Below are 15,273 nucleotides of genomic sequence, written 5' to 3' on the forward strand. Positions count from 1 at the left end.
TCCCCCTTCCACAGCACCTCCGCGCGTACAGGAGAATCCAGGCCATGAGCAACCCCAACGAGCTGCGCTACAGCAAGGAGCACGAGTGGCTGTCGGCCGCCGAGGGCGGCGTGTCGACGGTCGGCATCACGGAGCACGCGGCCAACGCGCTCGGCGATGTCGTGTTCGTCCAGCTTCCCGAGGTCGGTGACTCCGTGTCCGCCGGCGAGACCTGCGGCGAGCTGGAGTCGACCAAGTCGGTGTCCGACCTGTACTCCCCCGTCTCCGGTGAGGTCACCGAGGTCAACGAGGACGTGGTGAACGACCCGTCGCTGGTGAACTCGGCCCCCTTCGAGGGCGGCTGGCTGTTCAAGGTGCGGGTCACGGACGAGCCGGGCGACCTGCTCTCCGCCGACGAGTACACCGCCTTCTCCGCGGGCTGAGGGAGTCGTATGTCCGTCCTGAACACACCCCTGCACGAGCTCGACCCGGCCGTCGCCGCGGCGGTCGACGCCGAGCTGCACCGCCAGCAGTCCACGCTCGAGATGATCGCCTCGGAGAACTTCGCCCCGGTCGCGGTCATGGAGGCGCAGGGCTCGGTCCTCACCAACAAGTACGCCGAGGGCTACCCGGGCCGCCGCTACTACGGCGGCTGCGAGCACGTCGACGTGGTCGAGCAGATCGCGATCGACCGCATCAAGGAGCTGTTCGGCGCCGAGCACGCCAACGTCCAGCCGCACTCGGGCGCCCAGGCCAACGCGGCCGCGATGTTCGCGCTGCTCAAGCCCGGCGACACCATCATGGGTCTGAACCTCGCGCACGGCGGGCACCTGACCCACGGCATGAAGATCAACTTCTCCGGCAAGCTCTACGACGTCGTCGCCTACCACGTGGGCGACGACGGCCGGGTCGACATGGCCGAGGTGGAGCGGCTGGCCAAGGAGTCCCGGCCGAAGCTGATCGTCGCCGGCTGGTCGGCCTACCCGCGGCAGCTGGACTTCGCGGAGTTCCGCCGGATCGCGGACGAGGTCGGCGCGTACCTGATGGTCGACATGGCGCACTTCGCCGGGCTCGTCGCGGCGGGGCTGCATCCCAACCCGGTGCCGCACGCGCACGTGGTCACCACCACGACCCACAAGACCCTCGGCGGCCCGCGCGGCGGTGTGATCCTCTCCACGGCCGAGCTGGCCAAGAAGATCAACTCCGCCGTCTTCCCCGGTCAGCAGGGCGGCCCGCTGGAGCATGTGATCGCCGCCAAGGCGGTCGCCTTCAAGGTCGCCGCCTCGGAGGACTTCAAGGAGCGCCAGCGCCGTACGCTGGACGGTGCCCGCATCCTGGCCGAGCGTCTGGTGAAGGACGACGTCCGGGCCGTGGGCGTGGACGTCCTGTCCGGCGGCACGGACGTGCACCTCGTCCTGGTCGACCTGCGCCACTCGGAGCTGGACGGTCAGCAGGCCGAGGACCGCCTCCACGAGGTGGGCATCACCGTCAACCGGAACGCCATCCCGAACGACCCGCGTCCGCCGATGGTGACGTCCGGTCTGCGGATCGGCACGCCGGCCCTGGCCACCCGCGGGTTCCAGACCGAGGACTTCGCCGAGGTCGCGGACGTCATCGCCGAGGCGCTGAAGCCGTCCTACGACGCGGAGGCCCTCAAGGCCCGGGTGAAGGCCCTGGCCGACAAGCACCCGCTGTACCCGGGTCTGGACAAGTAAAGAAGAAACCTTTCGGGTGCCGCCGCCCGCCACAAGCGGGCGCGGCACCCACCCCCTCTGCACCACCCCCGTAGTCAGGAGTTCCCCCGTGGCCATCTCGGTCTTCGACCTGTTCTCGATCGGCATCGGCCCGTCCAGCTCCCACACCGTCGGCCCGATGCGGGCGGCCGGCCTGTTCGTCCGGCGGCTGCGCAACGAGGAGCTCCTCGGGTCCGTCGCCTCAGTCCGCGCGGAGCTGTACGGCTCGCTCGGCGCGACCGGCCACGGCCACGGCACGCCCAAGGCGGTGCTGCTCGGCCTGGAGGGCGACTCGCCGCGCACGGTCGACGTGGAGAGCGCCGACGAGCGGGTGGAGGCGATCAGGTCGGGCGGCCGGCTGAACCTGCTCGGCGAGCACGAGATCGCGTTCTCCTTCGACGACGACATGGTCCTGCACCGCCGCAAGGCCCTGCCCTACCACGCCAACGGCATGACCCTGTGGGCGCATGACGCCTCGGGCGCGGAGCTGCTGACGAAGACGTACTACTCGGTCGGCGGCGGCTTCGTCGTCGACGAGGACGCGGTCGGCGCGGACCGCATCAAGCTCGACGACACCGTCCTGAAGTACCCCTTCCGCACGGGTGACGAGCTGCTGCGCCTGACCGAGGAGACGGGCCTGTCCATCTCCGCGCTGATGCTGGAGAACGAGCGGGCCTGGCGCACCGAGGCGGAGATCCGCGAGGGCCTGCTGGAGATCTGGCAGGTGATGCGGGACTGCGTGGCGCGCGGACTGTCCCAGGAGGGCATCCTGCCGGGCGGCCTCAAGGTGCGCCGCCGGGCCGCGAACACCGCGCGCAAGCTGCGCTCCGAGGGCGACCCGCTGGCCCTGGCCATGGAGTGGATCACCCTCTACGCCATGGCGGTCAACGAGGAGAACGCCGCCGGCGGGCGGGTCGTCACCGCGCCCACCAACGGCGCCGCCGGCATCATCCCGGCGGTCCTGCACTACTACGTGAACTTCGTGCCCGGCGCCGACGAGGACGGGGTGGTCCGCTTCCTGCTCGCCGCGGGCGCGATCGGCATGCTCTTCAAGGAGAACGCCTCGATCTCCGGCGCCGAGGTCGGCTGCCAGGGCGAGGTCGGATCCGCCTGCTCGATGGCCGCGGGCGCTCTCGCCGAGGTCCTCGGCGGCTCGCCCGAGCAGGTCGAGAACGCCGCCGAGATCGGCATGGAGCACAACCTCGGCCTCACCTGCGACCCGGTCGGCGGCCTGGTGCAGATCCCCTGCATCGAACGCAACGGCATGGCGGCGGTCAAGGCCGTCACGGCGGCCCGCATGGCCATGCGCGGCGACGGCTCCCACAAGGTGTCCCTGGACAAGGTCATCAAAACGATGAAGGACACCGGCGCCGACATGTCGGTCAAGTACAAGGAGACGGCGCGGGGTGGGCTCGCGGTCAACATCATCGAGTGCTGAGCCTGGGTGCCCAGTCCGGTGGCTGCCCGCGCTCACCCTGGCCGTCCGGCGACGTATCGCGCCTGGTCACAGGAGCCCGCGACCTGCTCTCCGAAGAGCCCGGACTCCTCATAGGGGCCTGTCAGCCGGTGCGACCAACCCGTCCCCCGCGCTACATATCGCGATTCACTCTCCGTGGTACAGGCGGGGCAGGCCGATCAGTTGAATCATGGGGTCGTTCTTTGCGAGGTGGTTCAGCTCATCGGTGAAGCCGGTGCCGCTGAAGCAGTAGAGCCTCGTTGCCTCGGTAGCCGTACCGCTCCTGATCAAGAGGGAACGGATGTGCCGGAGGCGTTCCAGGTGGCCGGCTCCCATCACCTCACTCCACTTCGCTTCGCCGATGGCGAGCAGCATCTGGCGACCCTCTTGGCTCTCGCCGTGGACTGCGACGTCGACCTCGTGGCTGGTCCTGGCAGCCGGGTCGTTGACGGTCCCGCCCGCGACGCGTGTGACGTGTCCTCCCTGGGTGTCGGGTGCCGCATGCCAGCGGGCCCATTCCCGGCAGACCTGCTCGAAGTGCGGACCGACGACTTTGCTGCGGAAGGTGGACTGGGTTCGGCGCCATACGCCGGGCGCCCGCCCGGGGCGTTCCAGATCGCCCCAGGCCGGGCGCATGACCGCGTGGTAGAAGGTGACGAGCGGTTCGGCAATGCGGTAGGCGGAGCGGTTGCGGCGAAAGGCATCGGCTTCGTGGGTGATCATGCCGACGTCCTGGAGAACGCTCAACGGGTGGGCGAGGTCGGTGGACTTGCGCCCCAGGTAGTCGGCGATGCCGCCACGAGCGGCGTTACCGGCGGCGATGGCTGCCAGTACCGAGTGGTACAACGCGGTGTCGTGAAGTTCGGGCTCCTCGGCGAGAAGGTAGCGGGCTTCCCGGAAGAGCGGACGCGCCGGGTTGAGCACCGCACGCACGACCCAGGCATCAAAGTCGTCCGGCCCGGCAGGAGTGTCCCCCTGGGTGAACTCACGGCGGTAGGCGGGGGTACCCCCGACGACGGCATTGGTCAGCAACGCCGTGCGCGGGTCGTCGATCTCCCAGAACTCGGCCGCGAGCCGGAAGTCCAGGGTCGGGACCACGAGTTCGAGGCCGGCCCGGCCACGCAGCGGAGCATTGCCGGACAGCAACCGGCCCATGAACGACAGCGCGGAGCCGCACAGCAGCAGACGCACGGGAGTGTTGGTGTGCTGGGCAGCAGGGTCCAGAGCGCGCTGGATGATCGAAGGCAGGGAGGGAGATGCCTTGGCGAGGAAGGGGAACTCGTCGATGACCGCCACGGTGGGGCCGCCCGCGTCGGCGATGCGCATGAGTTCCGCGACCGCCTCGTCCCAGTGCGCGAAACGGAATGGAGTGGGCTGCCCGCGATATCGGGCCAGTGCCTCACCGAACTGACGCAGGGCGTCGGCCTCGGTGGTCTCGGTGGCGGTGAACATGAAGCCGCCACTGGCACGAGCGACGGCGTCGAGCAGGAAGGTCTTGCCCTGTCGGCGACGACCGGAGACCACGCCCAGCGTGGCCCGCGGGCCCGGCAGGGTGGCGAACCGGGTCAGCTCGGACCATTCGAAGAAACGGTCGAACATCTCGGCGGGCTTGTCCACAGCACCAGCTCCCACATATAGATGCAGTTATTATAGCTGGACTTATTCGCCACATGTCTCTCAGATGCCCGCGCCGGGGCGGTCGTGACCCAGGGCGAGGGGATCGTGGCCAGCGCGGTGGCGCTCTTCGAGGCCATCCGGGTCGGTGCCACCCCGCCGGGGGCCTCCCCGGAGGCGGACGCCAACGGGCTCGTCCCGCAGGAGGCCGAGGTGATGCGGCTGCTGGCCCGCGGTTTCACCGACGAGGCCGTGGCCAAGAGGCTCGGCGTGTCGCCCCGAACCGCCCGGCGCATCACGGCCGACCCCATGGAACGGCTGGGCGCCACGAGCCGGTCCGCGGCGGGAGTCCGCGCAGTCCATCGCGGCCGGCTGCCGGCCGGCTGAATCCCGCGCTCAGGCTACGGCGAGCGGACGGCACGAAAGAGCGCGCTCTGTGACTCCGCCGTCCCCGTCCGGCTCCACCCGATACACGCCGGCCCGCGGCGTACGCGTTACTGTTTCCGCCGGCCGGCCATCGGCGAAGAGCGCTCCGACGCCGTCCTCCAGTGCCCACCCCGCACCAAGCGAGCCGGTCGCGACGGCCGCCCGGTAGGAGGAACGGCGGCCGGGCTCGCTGTCGTAGTGCGGGCAGACCGAGCCGGCCAGCAGGCCCAACCCGTCCGGCAGGAACGTCAGCGGGCCGAAGGAGTCGGTGTGTGAGCCTTCAGCCCAGCAGTTGGCGCCGGCGCTGATGCCACACAGCAGCGTTCCGCGGTCGTAGGCCTCGCGCAGGAGCCGGTCCACGCCGTGCGTACGCCATATGGCCAGTAGGTTCGCCGTGTTGCCGCCCCCTACGTACACGACGTCCTGAGAGAGCAGGAAGGTCCGCAGCGCATCGTCATCGAGCTCCCTCCGGAACAGCGGCAGAACGCTCGGCTCGCAGTCGCGAGACCGGAATGCCGTGAGGAACTGCTCGACGTAGGCGGGCGCATCACCACTGGCCGTCGGAACGAAGCACACCTTGGGCCGGACGGCGCGCGCATGGCCGAATACCCAGTCGTCCAGCAGACCGTCGTCATCGGTGGAGAACCCGCCCCCGAGAAGAGCCAGACGATGCACACCGATGAGAGCCAAGGGAGTGCCTCCTCAACACCACGACCCACAAGATCACCCGATGTTCTGCATGATGCCGGGGCACCGACCGCCTGCGCAAACGATGTCCGGGCAGGCACGGGAGAGATGGCCTGCTGGTAGACCGAGACATGGCAGGGGCAGCGAGGTGTTGCGCGACCTGCCGACGAAGCCCGCCCACTGCTGTTCGCGCCGTCGTAGGGAAACCGCCGTGCACGAAAACCTCCGCAAGACCGCCTGGTGGGTGCGGCGAGCCGCAAGGTCCACCATCGACGCGTCCGAGACCGAGGAATGAGTGTTGTCGAGAAGCAACAGGTACATAGCCTCCGGTCAGCATCCACGGATCCCGCTGCAACCCACTCGATGCACCAATCGCATTACGAGTGCGGGGTTCACCGAAGCCATCACATGCCGCCCGAGCGTCAACTGCCCAATCCCGCCGGCGTCTCACACAGCATGGGATCCGTGCCCATGATCAACAGCTCTCCACATGTAGGTCAAGTACAAGGAGACGGCCCGGGGCGGGCTGGCCGTGAACATCATCGAGTGCTGAGAGACGGGTTCACCCTGCCGACGCCTGGATCAACGAGGCGGCCTTCTCCCCGATCATGATCGCGGGAGCGTTGGTGTTCCCGGTGACCAGGGTCGGCATGATCGACGTGTCCGCCACGCGCACGTTCTCCAGCCCGCGCACGCGCAGTTCGTGGTCGACGACCTTGCCCATCATGCAGGTGCCCGACGGGTGGTAGAAGGAGAACGACTGCGTGCGGATGAAGTCGTCGATGTCCTGGTCGCTGTCCGACAGCGGGGCGAGACCGGCGTCGGCCGCCCCGCGCAGGTCCGACCGCAGCAGGGACGTCAGCCGCTGCTCACGGGCGATGCGCATGCACAGCCGCACGCCCTCGCGCAGCCGCCTGCGGTCGTCGGGGTCGTCGAGGTAGTTGTGGAAGATGCGCGGCTTGGCGTACGGGTGGGAGTGCCGCAGCCGCACCCAGCCGCGGCTCGCGGGCCGTGCGACGTAGGGGCCGAACGACATTCCGGGTTCGAGCGGCGCGGCCAGACCCTCGTCACGGACGATGCCCAGCGCGGCGTGCACCTGGATGTCCGGGGCCGGGACGTCGTCGCCGGAGCTGAAGAAGCCGCCGGTCTCGTTCCAGGCCATGGGGCCGGTGCCCTGCTCGCGCAGCAGCCGCTCCTCCGCGGCGGTGTCCGGCCCCAGGAGCGGCTGGGTGTCGCTGAAGAAGCTGATGAAGCATCCGGTGTGGTCCTGCATGTTCCTGCCGACGTCCGGCAGGTCGTGCCGGGGGGTGATCCCTCCCGCGGTCAGTTCGTCGGCCGGCCCGACGCCCGACTGGAGGAGCAGGTGAGGCGAGTTGTAGGCGCCGAGGGACAGCACGATCTCGCGGCCGACATGGATCGTCCGGACGGTGCCGAGGTGGTCGACCTCCAGGCCGGAGGCGCGCGAGCCGTCGAAGCTCAGGCGCAGGGCGGTCGTCGAGGGAAGCACCGTGAGGTTCGGACGGCCCGCGGCCGGCTCCAGGAACGCGATCCCGCTGCTGCACCTGAGACCGTTGCGCTGGGTGACCTGGTGGTAGCCCACGCCCTCCTGATCGGATCCGTTGAAGTCCGCGTTGTACTTGTGGCCCGCATCCTGAGCCGCCTCGACCCATGCCGTCAGCAGGGGGTGGACGGAGCGGGGGTCGCTGACGGTGAGGGGACCGCCCACGCCGTGGAAGTCGTCGGCCCCGCGCTCGTTGTCCTCGGACTTCTTGAAGTACGGCAGGACGTCGTCGTATCCCCAGCCCGGGTTCCCGAGCCGCTCCCAGGTGTCGTAGTCGTAGCGGTGGCCGCGGACGTACAGCATCGTGTTCATCGAGCTGGTGCCGCCGATCGACCGGCCACGGGGCAGGTAGGCGCGGCGCCCGCCGAGCTGCGGTTCGGGTTCCGTCTCGAAGTCCCAGTCGAACGCCGTCTTGAGCTGCTGCGAGAACAGCGCGGGTATCTCGAAGAGACGGCCCCGGGCAGGCGGCCCCGCCTCGATCAGCGCGACCGTGACATCGGGATCCTCGGACAGCCGGGCCGCCAGCGCACAGCCGGCCGAGCCGGCCCCGACGACGATGTAGTCATACGATTCCCTGCCCATTGCGCCTCCCTGGAGCTGGTCCCTGGAGAGGCTAGAGACGCCGGGCACGCTCGGCACATGCACGAAGTGAGCAATCGGGGCGGCAGGTATTACCCATTCCGTGCATGTGCTGTATTCGGGCCGCTGCTTAGGCTCTCCTGGAACTCCGCCGTACCCGAGCGCCTAAGGGGATTCCGACTCATGTCCCACCCGGTCCGCCAGGATTACACTCCCCCGGAGCTCCGGCCCGAGGCCCTCGTTTCCGTCGGCACCGCCGAGGAGATCAGCACCGATGTCCTGATCATCGGCTCCGGCATGGGCGGATCGTCGCTGGCCTGGGCGCTGAAGGACTCCGGTCTCGACGTACTCGTCGCCGAACGCGGCCATTTCCTTCCCCGTGAACCGGAGAACTCGCAACCGGCCGAGATGTATATCAAGGGCCGGTACAAGAACGCCGGTTATTGGTACGACGGCAGCACCGGCAAGCCGTTCGCGCCGGGCGTGTATTACTGGGTGGGCGGAAACACCCGTTTCTACGGAGCCATGCTGCCCCGTTTCCGCCGCAGCGACTTCACCGAGGTGGAACACCACGAGGGCGTCTCGCGTGCCTGGCCTTTCGGCTACGACGACCTGGAGCCCTTCTACACCGTCATGGAGCATCTGCTCCAGGTGCACGGGCAGACCGGCGAGGACCCGACCGAGCCGCCCCGCTCCAAGCCCTACCCCTACCCGGCGCTGCCGCACGAACCGGAGATCGAGCGGTTCTCCCGGTCGCTGCGCAGACAGGGCCTGCACCCGTTCCACACACCGAACGCCCTGAACATCAGCACCCAGGCCGACCGTGCCGCCGTGACGACCGCCGACGGCTGTCCGGACGAGACGGGCATGAAGTCCGACGCCGAGAACCGGCTCCTCCTGCCCGCGTTGCGCGACGGCGTGAAGATCCTCACGGGTGCGGAGATCACCCGTCTGATCACCTCGCCCGACGGCCGCAGGGTCGTCGCCGCCGAGGCACGGCAGGCGGGCCGTACCGTCCGGATCAACGCCAAGACCTTCGCCCTCGCCGGAGGCGCCGTCAACTCGGCCGCGCTGCTGCTGCGTTCGGCCGACGACGCGCACCCTGAGGGCCTGGCCAACTCGTCAGGGCTGCTGGGCCGCAACTACATGGTCCACAACAGCACGTTCTTCGTCGGGGTCAACCCGCTGCGGACCAACCCCACGCAGTGGCAGAAGACCCTCGGTCTGAACGACTTCTACGAGGCCGGGCCGGGGACGCGCTTCCCGCTCGGCAACCTCCAGATGCTGGGCAAGCTGCAGGCCCCCATGCTCAAGCCCGCCCGTCCGTGGGCACCGACCTGGGCCCTGAGGTTCATGGCGGCCAGGAGCCTCGACATCTACCTGACGACCGAGGACCTCCCGTCCCGGAACAACCGGGTACGCGTGGACGGCGACCGCATCCTCATCGACTGGACGCCGACCAACCTCGCGCCCCACCACGAACTCGTGCGCCGGGTGACCCGGGCGGTCCGCAAGTCCGGCTATCCGCTGATCTTCACCCAGCGCATGGGGATCGAGACCAACTCCCACATGTGCGGAACGGCCGTGGCGGGTCACGACCCGGCGGAGAGTGTGCTGGACCCCCTGTGCCGCAGCCATGACGTCGAGAACCTCTGGGTGACCGACTCGTCGTTCTTCCCGTCCTCCGCGGCACTCAACCCGGCCCTGACGATCGGGGCGAACGCGCTGCGCATCGCCCCGTCCCTCGCCAGGGCGACGAAGGGCTGACGCCGCGGCGTCAGGTCCGCCGCAGCGTCGGCTTGCGCAGCAGGTCGTGCCCACGCACGGCCAGTTGCAGTCGCTGCTGATTGCTGACCTGGGTGAGGTCGAGGCCGAGGATCTCGGAGAGCTTGTCGAGGCGGTGGTAGAGGGTGCGGCGCTGGATGAAGAGCTCCTCCGCCGCCCGCGCCTTGTTGCCTCCGCAGTCGAGGAACGTGCGGAGGGTGGGCAGCAGAGGGTTCTTCGCCAGTGCGTCGTGCTCGAGGAGCGGACCGAGTTCGTCCTCGACGTAACGTCTGAGCTCGGGACCCTCGGAGAGGGCGACCAGGAGGCGCAGAGCTCCCAGATCGTCGAAGTGACGCACCTCCGTCGTCGAGGCGGCCGCGGCGACGGACGCCGCGCTGCGGCTCTGGCGCAGCGCCAGCGGAAGCACCGCCGGCTCCACGACGCGGCTGATGCCGCCCCGTACCCCGTGATCGGTCAGCAGGGTCTGCACCCGGGCGGCGTCGGCGCGGGCGGGCAGGCCCACGACCGCCACATCGAAGTCTCCGGTGTCGCCCACGACGGCGGGCCAGCCGGCCTCCTCCAGAAGGCGGGCGAGAAGGTGGTCCTTCATGGGCTCCTCGTCCCCCGCCCATGCCGTGACGACGATCAGGTCGCGCCCGCGCAGGTCCTGGCCGAGCGCCAGGCCGAGGGTCACGAACCGCTCTCCCGTGACGTCGCCGAGGAGCAGCCGGTTGAGCAGCGCCGTCTGGCGCTGGGAGGCACGGGCGCCGCTCTCCCGCTCGCTCAGCAGCGAGATCGCCACGGCCGCCGCCGCCCGCTCCAGCGTGCGCAGTTCGGGCGGACTCGGCTGACTCCCGCCGTGCAGGAGGTGGAGCCAACCCCACGACTCGCCCCGCAGCACCACGGGTTGACGGGCGCACGGGGCGACCTCGCGAAACGACGCCGCCGAGGCGGTCGGGACCTCGGGGCGCTGCGCCGCGAGCGAGGTGTGGCGTTCGTGGATCGCCCGGGAGTGCGCGCTCCACTCGTCCACGATCCGGTCGGCCTCCGGCGTCGCGCCTCCGTACGCCAGCATCTGATGGGCGACGTCCTCCAGCACGACGGGGTGCCCGGTGCGACGGGCCAGTTCTCTGACCACGCCGACGTAGTCCTCGTCCGCCAGGAGGAGGTCCATGAACGCCTGGCTGGTGGCCTCTTCGGCGATCAGCTGCTTGACGCGCATCCCGACCAGGACCTCGTGGACCTGCGCCGACGTCTCGACGAAAGGAATCTCGTCGGCGAGTCCGACCAGGGGCAGGCCGACCGCCTCCGCCTCCTCGATCACGGCCTCCGGCATGGAGTCGAACATGCGCCCGGCCAGTTCGACGACGAGGACGGCCGCGCGGGCGTCCGCGAGCCGCCGGATGAAGGCTCGCTGCTCCAGCTGCGTCGCGCCCATGCCGAGGCCGGCCGTCAGCAGCATCTCCTGACCCGTGAGAAAGCGGTGGATGTCCGGGATCTCACCGGTGTGCACCCAGCGCACAGGACGGTCCAGATTCCTCTCCCCCGCATACACGCGCACGGCGGTGCGCGTGAACACCTCGAGCTGCAGTGCGGCGCGAACAGTGAGGACTTGAGCCATGATCCACGACCTCGGTGTGTGCAGAATACCCGGCCAATATTGCACACACTGTGCCTGTCGTCCCACCCCTCGTTTCCCCAGACTTCAGGGCAAGCCCGCAGGCACGACCCCGTGCAAGGAGTGCGCAGTGTCAGCACAACACAAGACCATCAAGGCTCCTGTCGCCGTGAAGACGTCGCGGACCAGCCGTCCGGAAATCGTCGAGACCGTCGCGGACGTGATCGCCGACGTACGGGCCAACGGGGACGCCGCCGTGCGCCGCTGGTCGCAGAAGTTCGACGACTGGAGCCCGGAGTCCTACCGTCTCGGTCCGGACCGGATCGCCTCGGTCGTCTCCTCCGTCCCCGAGACGGTCCTGGACGACCTGCGATTCGTCCAGAAGCAGGTCCGCGGCTTCGCCCGGGCGCAGCGGGACTCCCTCACCGACTTCGAGGTGGAGACGCTGCCCGGCGTGTACCTGGGGCAGCGCAACATCCCCATCGGCGCGGCCGGCGCCTACGTGCCCGGTGGTCGCTACCCCCTCACCGCGTCGGCCCACATGACCGTCCTGACGGCCAAGGTCGCGGGGGTCGAGCGGGTCGCCGCGACGACTCCGCCGGACCGGGGCGCGCCACCGCCCGTCAGTATCGCCGCGATGCACCTCGCCGGTGCCGACGAGATCTACGTCATGGGCGGTGTCCAGGCCGTGGCCGCCCTGGCGCTCGGCACCGAGACCATCGACGCGGTCGACATGCTCGCCGGCCCCGGCAACGCCTATGTGGCGGAGGCCAAGCGCCAGCTCTTCGGCGAGGTCGGGATCGACCTCTTCGCGGGACCGACGGAGGTGCTGATCGTCGCGGACGACACCGCGGACCCGTTCGTGGTGGCGACGGACCTGCTGTCCCAGGCCGAGCACGGACCCGACTCCCCGACGGTTCTCATCACGACGTCCGAGGAGGTGGGCAGGCAGACCATCGCCTGGGTGGACAAGCTGCTGCCCGGCCTGCCCACCGGGGACGTCGCCGGTCCGGCCTGGCGCGACCACGGCGAGGTGATCGTGGTCCCCACGCTGGACGCCGCCTACGCCCTCGCCGACGAGTACGCCAGCGAGCACGTCCAGATCCTCACCGCCGAGCCCCGCGAGGCGCTGCACCGGATGCGCAACTACGGCGCCCTGTTCCTCGGGGACAAGACGTGCGTCGCGTACGGCGACAAGGTCATCGGCACCAACCACGTGCTGCCCACCCTGGGAGCGGCCCGGTACACCGGCGGCCTCTGGGTCGGCAAGTACCTGAAGACCATGACCTATCAGGAGATCCGGGACTCCGGGTCCAGTGCCCGGCTCGGCGAGATCTGTGGCAGGGCCTCGCGCATCGAGAACTTCGAGGGCCACGCGCGCTCGGGAGACGTCCGCGCCGCGCGTCACGGATCGGCCCGTCTGGACTGGACCGACCACACCTTCGAGCAGAGCTGAACCGCGATGCCCCATCGCGACTTATGCCGGGCCGCGGACGCGGTGCGGCAGCCGTTCGACAAGGAGCATTTCCCCCTCGACCCACGGAGATCGTCATGTCAGCTACGGACAACGAGGCGCACGCGGCGCCCACATCCACCCCCGGCGGACCCTCGGGCGGGACCCCGAGTCCCGTCTCGTCGGCCGCGGACGCGGAAATGCTCGCCGTACTCGGCTATGAGCAGAAGTTCGACCGCAAGGTCAGCCTGTGGGGGAACTTCGCCCTGGGCTTCGTGTACCTCTCGCCCCTGGTGGGCGTCGTGGCCCTCTTCGCGATCGGTCTGGCGACCGCCGGCGGACCGTCCGTCTTCTGGATCGGCATCGTCGGGGCCGGGCAGTTCCTGGTCGCGCTGGTCTTCGGAGAGGTCGTCTCGCAGTTCCCGCTCGCGGGCGGGCTCTACCAATGGGTGAGAAGGCTCTGGAACGGGCGCTATGCCTGGTTCAACGCGTGGACGTACATCTGTTGCATCACCATCGGCATCACCAGCACCGCACTGTTCAGCTCGGACTTCGCGGCCAGCCTCTTCGCCGGGACCGCTGCCGAGCCGGCCATCAGCTCCACCCCGGCCCAGCGCCTGGGGATCGCGGTCGGCGTGACCGTCGTCTGCCTGATCTGCAACTGTTTCGGCACCAGGACCCTGGCTCTGATCTCGAAGATCGGACTCGCCGCGGAGCTGATCGGCATCGTCGTCGTGGGCCTCTACCTGCTGGTCTTCGAGCGGCACAACTCCGTCTCGATCTTCTTCGAGGCCGGCAGCTCCACCCATGACAGCTACGTCATGGCCTTCATCGCCGCCTCGCTCGTCGGGCTCTTCCTCTTCTACGGCTTCGAGGCGTGCGGCGAGATCGCGGAGGAAGTTCCGAACCCCTCCCGCAGCATCCCGCGGGCCATGCAGCTGACCGTGGCCGTCGGCGGCGTGGCCGCGCTGTTCGCGTTCGTCGGTTACGCGCTCGCGGCTCCGGACCTCGCCTCGATCCTCTCGGGCAAGGACACCAACCCGATCCCCTCGATCCTGCAGAGCTCGGTCGGCACCATAGGAACGAAGGTGGTGCTCGCGGTGATCATGACGTCCTTCATCGCGGGTGTGATGAGCCAGCAGGCCGCCGCGAGCCGGATCGTCTTCTCCTTCGCCCGCGACGACATGTTCCCGGGTTCCCGCGTCTTCTCGCAGATCACCCGCAAGCACCGCGTCCCCCTGAACGCGCTGCTGGCCGTGAACGTCCTTCCGCTGCTGCTCTTCGTGTTCGTCTACTACTCGCCCGACTCGCTCACCAAGATCGCGGCGTTCCAGATGCTGGCCGGATACGCGGCGTTCATGATGGTCGTACTGGCCGCGCTGCGGATGCGCCTGAAGGGCTGGCGTCCCGCCGGAGCCTGGACCCTCGGCCGCTGGGGCTTCCTGGTCAACGTGGCGGCCCTGGTCTACGGCGTGCTCGGGATGGTCCTTCTCGCCATGCCCACCGGCGACTCCACGACCCCGCTCCTGGACCGCTGGATCGCGCTCGTCGGCTTCCTCGTCGTCTCGGCCGTGGGCCTGGTGTACCTGCTGGTCATGAAGCCGGAGCGGAAGTCCACCGCGCCGGAAGGCGACGCCATGGAGGTGGCCGAGCGTCTGCGCAGCCGCGCCGCGGCCCTGTCCCGTACGACCGGAGGGAACCCCGCATGACCCGCGTTCTGTATCTGTACGGAGGCTGGCCGGGGCACAAGCCCTACCAGGTGGCCGAGGAATGGGCCCTGCCGATCTTCAAGAACCTCGGATTCGACGTCGACGAGACCAACGACATCTTCTCCCTCGACGCCGACCTCACCGGCTACGACCTGATCGCGCTCAACTGGAACAACGCCCTGCTGTCCGAGGGGCTGACCGCCGCCCAGGAGTCGAACCTGCTGGGGGCGGTGGAAGGCGGCACCGGGATCGCCGCCTGGCACGGCGCGGCCGCCGCGTTCCGCACGAGCCTGAAGTACCACTGGCTCATCGGCGGCAGCTTCCTCGAACACCCTGCCGGCGAAGGCGTGAAGTACCCCTACGAGGTCACCGTCACGGACACCGGTCACCCCGTCACCGCCGGGGTGAAGGACTTCCGGGTCGCCTCGGAGCAGTACTACATGTCCGTCGACCCCAACAACCACGTCCTGGCCGAGTCCACCTTCACCGGCGAGCACCTGCCGTGGCTGGAGGGGAAGACGATCCCCCAGGCCTGGACCCGGACCTGGGGACGGGGCCGCGTCTTCTACAGCGCGGTCGGACACGACCTCGACGACCTCCAGAACCCGGACGTCACCCGCCTGTGCACCCAGGGCTTCGCCTGGGCCGCCCGTCAGAACCCCTGATCTCTCACCCCCCAGCTGATTGGGAGCAC

At 69.3% G+C, this 15,273-nt stretch carries 12 protein-coding genes; 8 read left to right on the plus strand and 4 right to left on the minus strand.

Annotation, left to right across the window (positions count from 1 at the left end; translation table 11 throughout):
* Positions 1 to 44 precede the first annotated feature (44 nt).
* From gcvH to ADK65_RS06605, 3 genes are all read left to right on the plus strand, one after another.
* On the plus strand, positions 45 to 422 hold the full coding sequence (gene gcvH / locus ADK65_RS06595) for a glycine cleavage system protein GcvH (RefSeq protein WP_053668848.1): 378 nt from the start codon (positions 45 to 47) through the stop codon (positions 420 to 422).
* Between the two features lie 9 nt (positions 423 to 431).
* Positions 432 to 1,694: a serine hydroxymethyltransferase gene (glyA, locus tag ADK65_RS06600; RefSeq protein ID WP_053668849.1), complete on the plus strand. Its 1,263-nt coding sequence runs from the start codon at positions 432 to 434 to the stop codon at positions 1,692 to 1,694.
* Positions 1,695 to 1,782: 88 nt separating this feature from the next.
* Positions 1,783 to 3,150 (plus strand): L-serine ammonia-lyase, encoded by a 1,368-nt coding sequence (locus ADK65_RS06605; RefSeq protein ID WP_053668850.1) that lies wholly within the window; start codon positions 1,783 to 1,785, stop codon positions 3,148 to 3,150.
* A gap of 165 nt (positions 3,151 to 3,315) precedes the next feature.
* Here ADK65_RS06605 and ADK65_RS06610 read toward each other — a convergent pair whose 3' ends face one another.
* Positions 3,316 to 4,767, minus strand: a complete 1,452-nt coding sequence (locus ADK65_RS06610) for an AAA family ATPase (RefSeq protein ID WP_199825576.1) — start codon at positions 4,765 to 4,767, stop codon at positions 3,316 to 3,318.
* A gap of 102 nt (positions 4,768 to 4,869) precedes the next feature.
* Between ADK65_RS06610 and ADK65_RS06615 the strand changes: the two genes are divergently transcribed.
* Positions 4,870 to 5,169, plus strand: coding sequence for a helix-turn-helix domain-containing protein (locus tag ADK65_RS06615; protein ID WP_053668852.1), 300 nt, complete (start codon positions 4,870 to 4,872; stop codon positions 5,167 to 5,169).
* Between the two features lie 9 nt (positions 5,170 to 5,178).
* Here ADK65_RS06615 and ADK65_RS06620 read toward each other — a convergent pair whose 3' ends face one another.
* Positions 5,179 to 5,898 (minus strand): peptidase E, encoded by a 720-nt coding sequence (locus ADK65_RS06620; RefSeq protein ID WP_234352805.1) that lies wholly within the window; start codon positions 5,896 to 5,898, stop codon positions 5,179 to 5,181.
* Positions 5,899 to 6,457: 559 nt separating this feature from the next.
* A complete protein-coding gene (locus tag ADK65_RS06625; protein WP_053668853.1) occupies positions 6,458 to 8,038 on the minus strand; it encodes a GMC family oxidoreductase in 1,581 nt (526 codons plus the stop codon).
* A 180-nt stretch (positions 8,039 to 8,218) separates the two neighbouring features.
* Here ADK65_RS06625 and ADK65_RS06630 point away from each other — a divergent pair, with 180 nt between their 5' ends.
* A complete protein-coding gene (locus ADK65_RS06630) occupies positions 8,219 to 9,802 on the plus strand; it encodes a GMC oxidoreductase (protein ID WP_053668854.1) in 1,584 nt (527 codons plus the stop codon).
* 10 nt (positions 9,803 to 9,812) lie between these two features.
* Here the strand turns inward: ADK65_RS06630 and ADK65_RS06635 are convergent, their stop codons facing one another.
* On the minus strand, positions 9,813 to 11,420 hold the full coding sequence (locus tag ADK65_RS06635) for a PucR family transcriptional regulator (RefSeq protein WP_053668855.1): 1,608 nt from the start codon (positions 11,418 to 11,420) through the stop codon (positions 9,813 to 9,815).
* A 127-nt stretch (positions 11,421 to 11,547) separates the two neighbouring features.
* Here ADK65_RS06635 and hisD point away from each other — a divergent pair, with 127 nt between their 5' ends.
* From hisD to ADK65_RS06650, 3 genes are all read left to right on the plus strand, one after another.
* On the plus strand, positions 11,548 to 12,873 hold the full coding sequence (gene hisD / locus ADK65_RS06640; RefSeq protein ID WP_053668856.1) for a histidinol dehydrogenase: 1,326 nt from the start codon (positions 11,548 to 11,550) through the stop codon (positions 12,871 to 12,873).
* 95 nt (positions 12,874 to 12,968) lie between these two features.
* Positions 12,969 to 14,579 carry an APC family permease gene (locus tag ADK65_RS06645; RefSeq protein WP_078955837.1) on the plus strand — a complete coding sequence of 537 codons (1,611 nt, stop codon included), beginning with the start codon at positions 12,969 to 12,971 and terminating at the stop codon, positions 14,577 to 14,579.
* Positions 14,576 to 15,244, plus strand: a complete 669-nt coding sequence (locus tag ADK65_RS06650) for a ThuA domain-containing protein (RefSeq protein ID WP_053668858.1) — start codon at positions 14,576 to 14,578, stop codon at positions 15,242 to 15,244. The genes ADK65_RS06645 and ADK65_RS06650 overlap by 4 nt, the downstream gene beginning before the upstream one ends.
* Positions 15,245 to 15,273 lie beyond the last annotated feature (29 nt).

Source organism: Streptomyces sp. NRRL B-1140 (assembly GCF_001280065.1).
Classification (GTDB): Bacteria; Actinomycetota; Actinomycetes; order Streptomycetales; family Streptomycetaceae; genus Streptomyces.

Bases quoted from the DNA above. Each gene is read 5' to 3' on its own strand.
- gcvH (WP_053668848.1), top strand. From the start codon at position 45: ATGAGCAACCCCAACGAGCTGCGCTACAGCAAGGAGCACGAGTGGCTG.
- glyA (WP_053668849.1), top strand. From the start codon at position 432: ATGTCCGTCCTGAACACACCCCTGCACGAGCTCGACCCGGCCGTCGCC.
- ADK65_RS06610 (WP_199825576.1), bottom strand. From the start codon at position 4,767: ATGTTCGACCGTTTCTTCGAATGGTCCGAGCTGACCCGGTTCGCCACC.
- ADK65_RS06625 (WP_053668853.1), bottom strand. From the start codon at position 8,038: ATGGGCAGGGAATCGTATGACTACATCGTCGTCGGGGCCGGCTCGGCC.
- ADK65_RS06630 (WP_053668854.1), top strand. From the start codon at position 8,219: ATGTCCCACCCGGTCCGCCAGGATTACACTCCCCCGGAGCTCCGGCCC.
- ADK65_RS06635 (WP_053668855.1), bottom strand. From the start codon at position 11,420: ATGGCTCAAGTCCTCACTGTTCGCGCCGCACTGCAGCTCGAGGTGTTC.
- ADK65_RS06645 (WP_078955837.1), top strand. From the start codon at position 12,969: ATGTCAGCTACGGACAACGAGGCGCACGCGGCGCCCACATCCACCCCC.
- ADK65_RS06650 (WP_053668858.1), top strand. From the start codon at position 14,576: ATGACCCGCGTTCTGTATCTGTACGGAGGCTGGCCGGGGCACAAGCCC.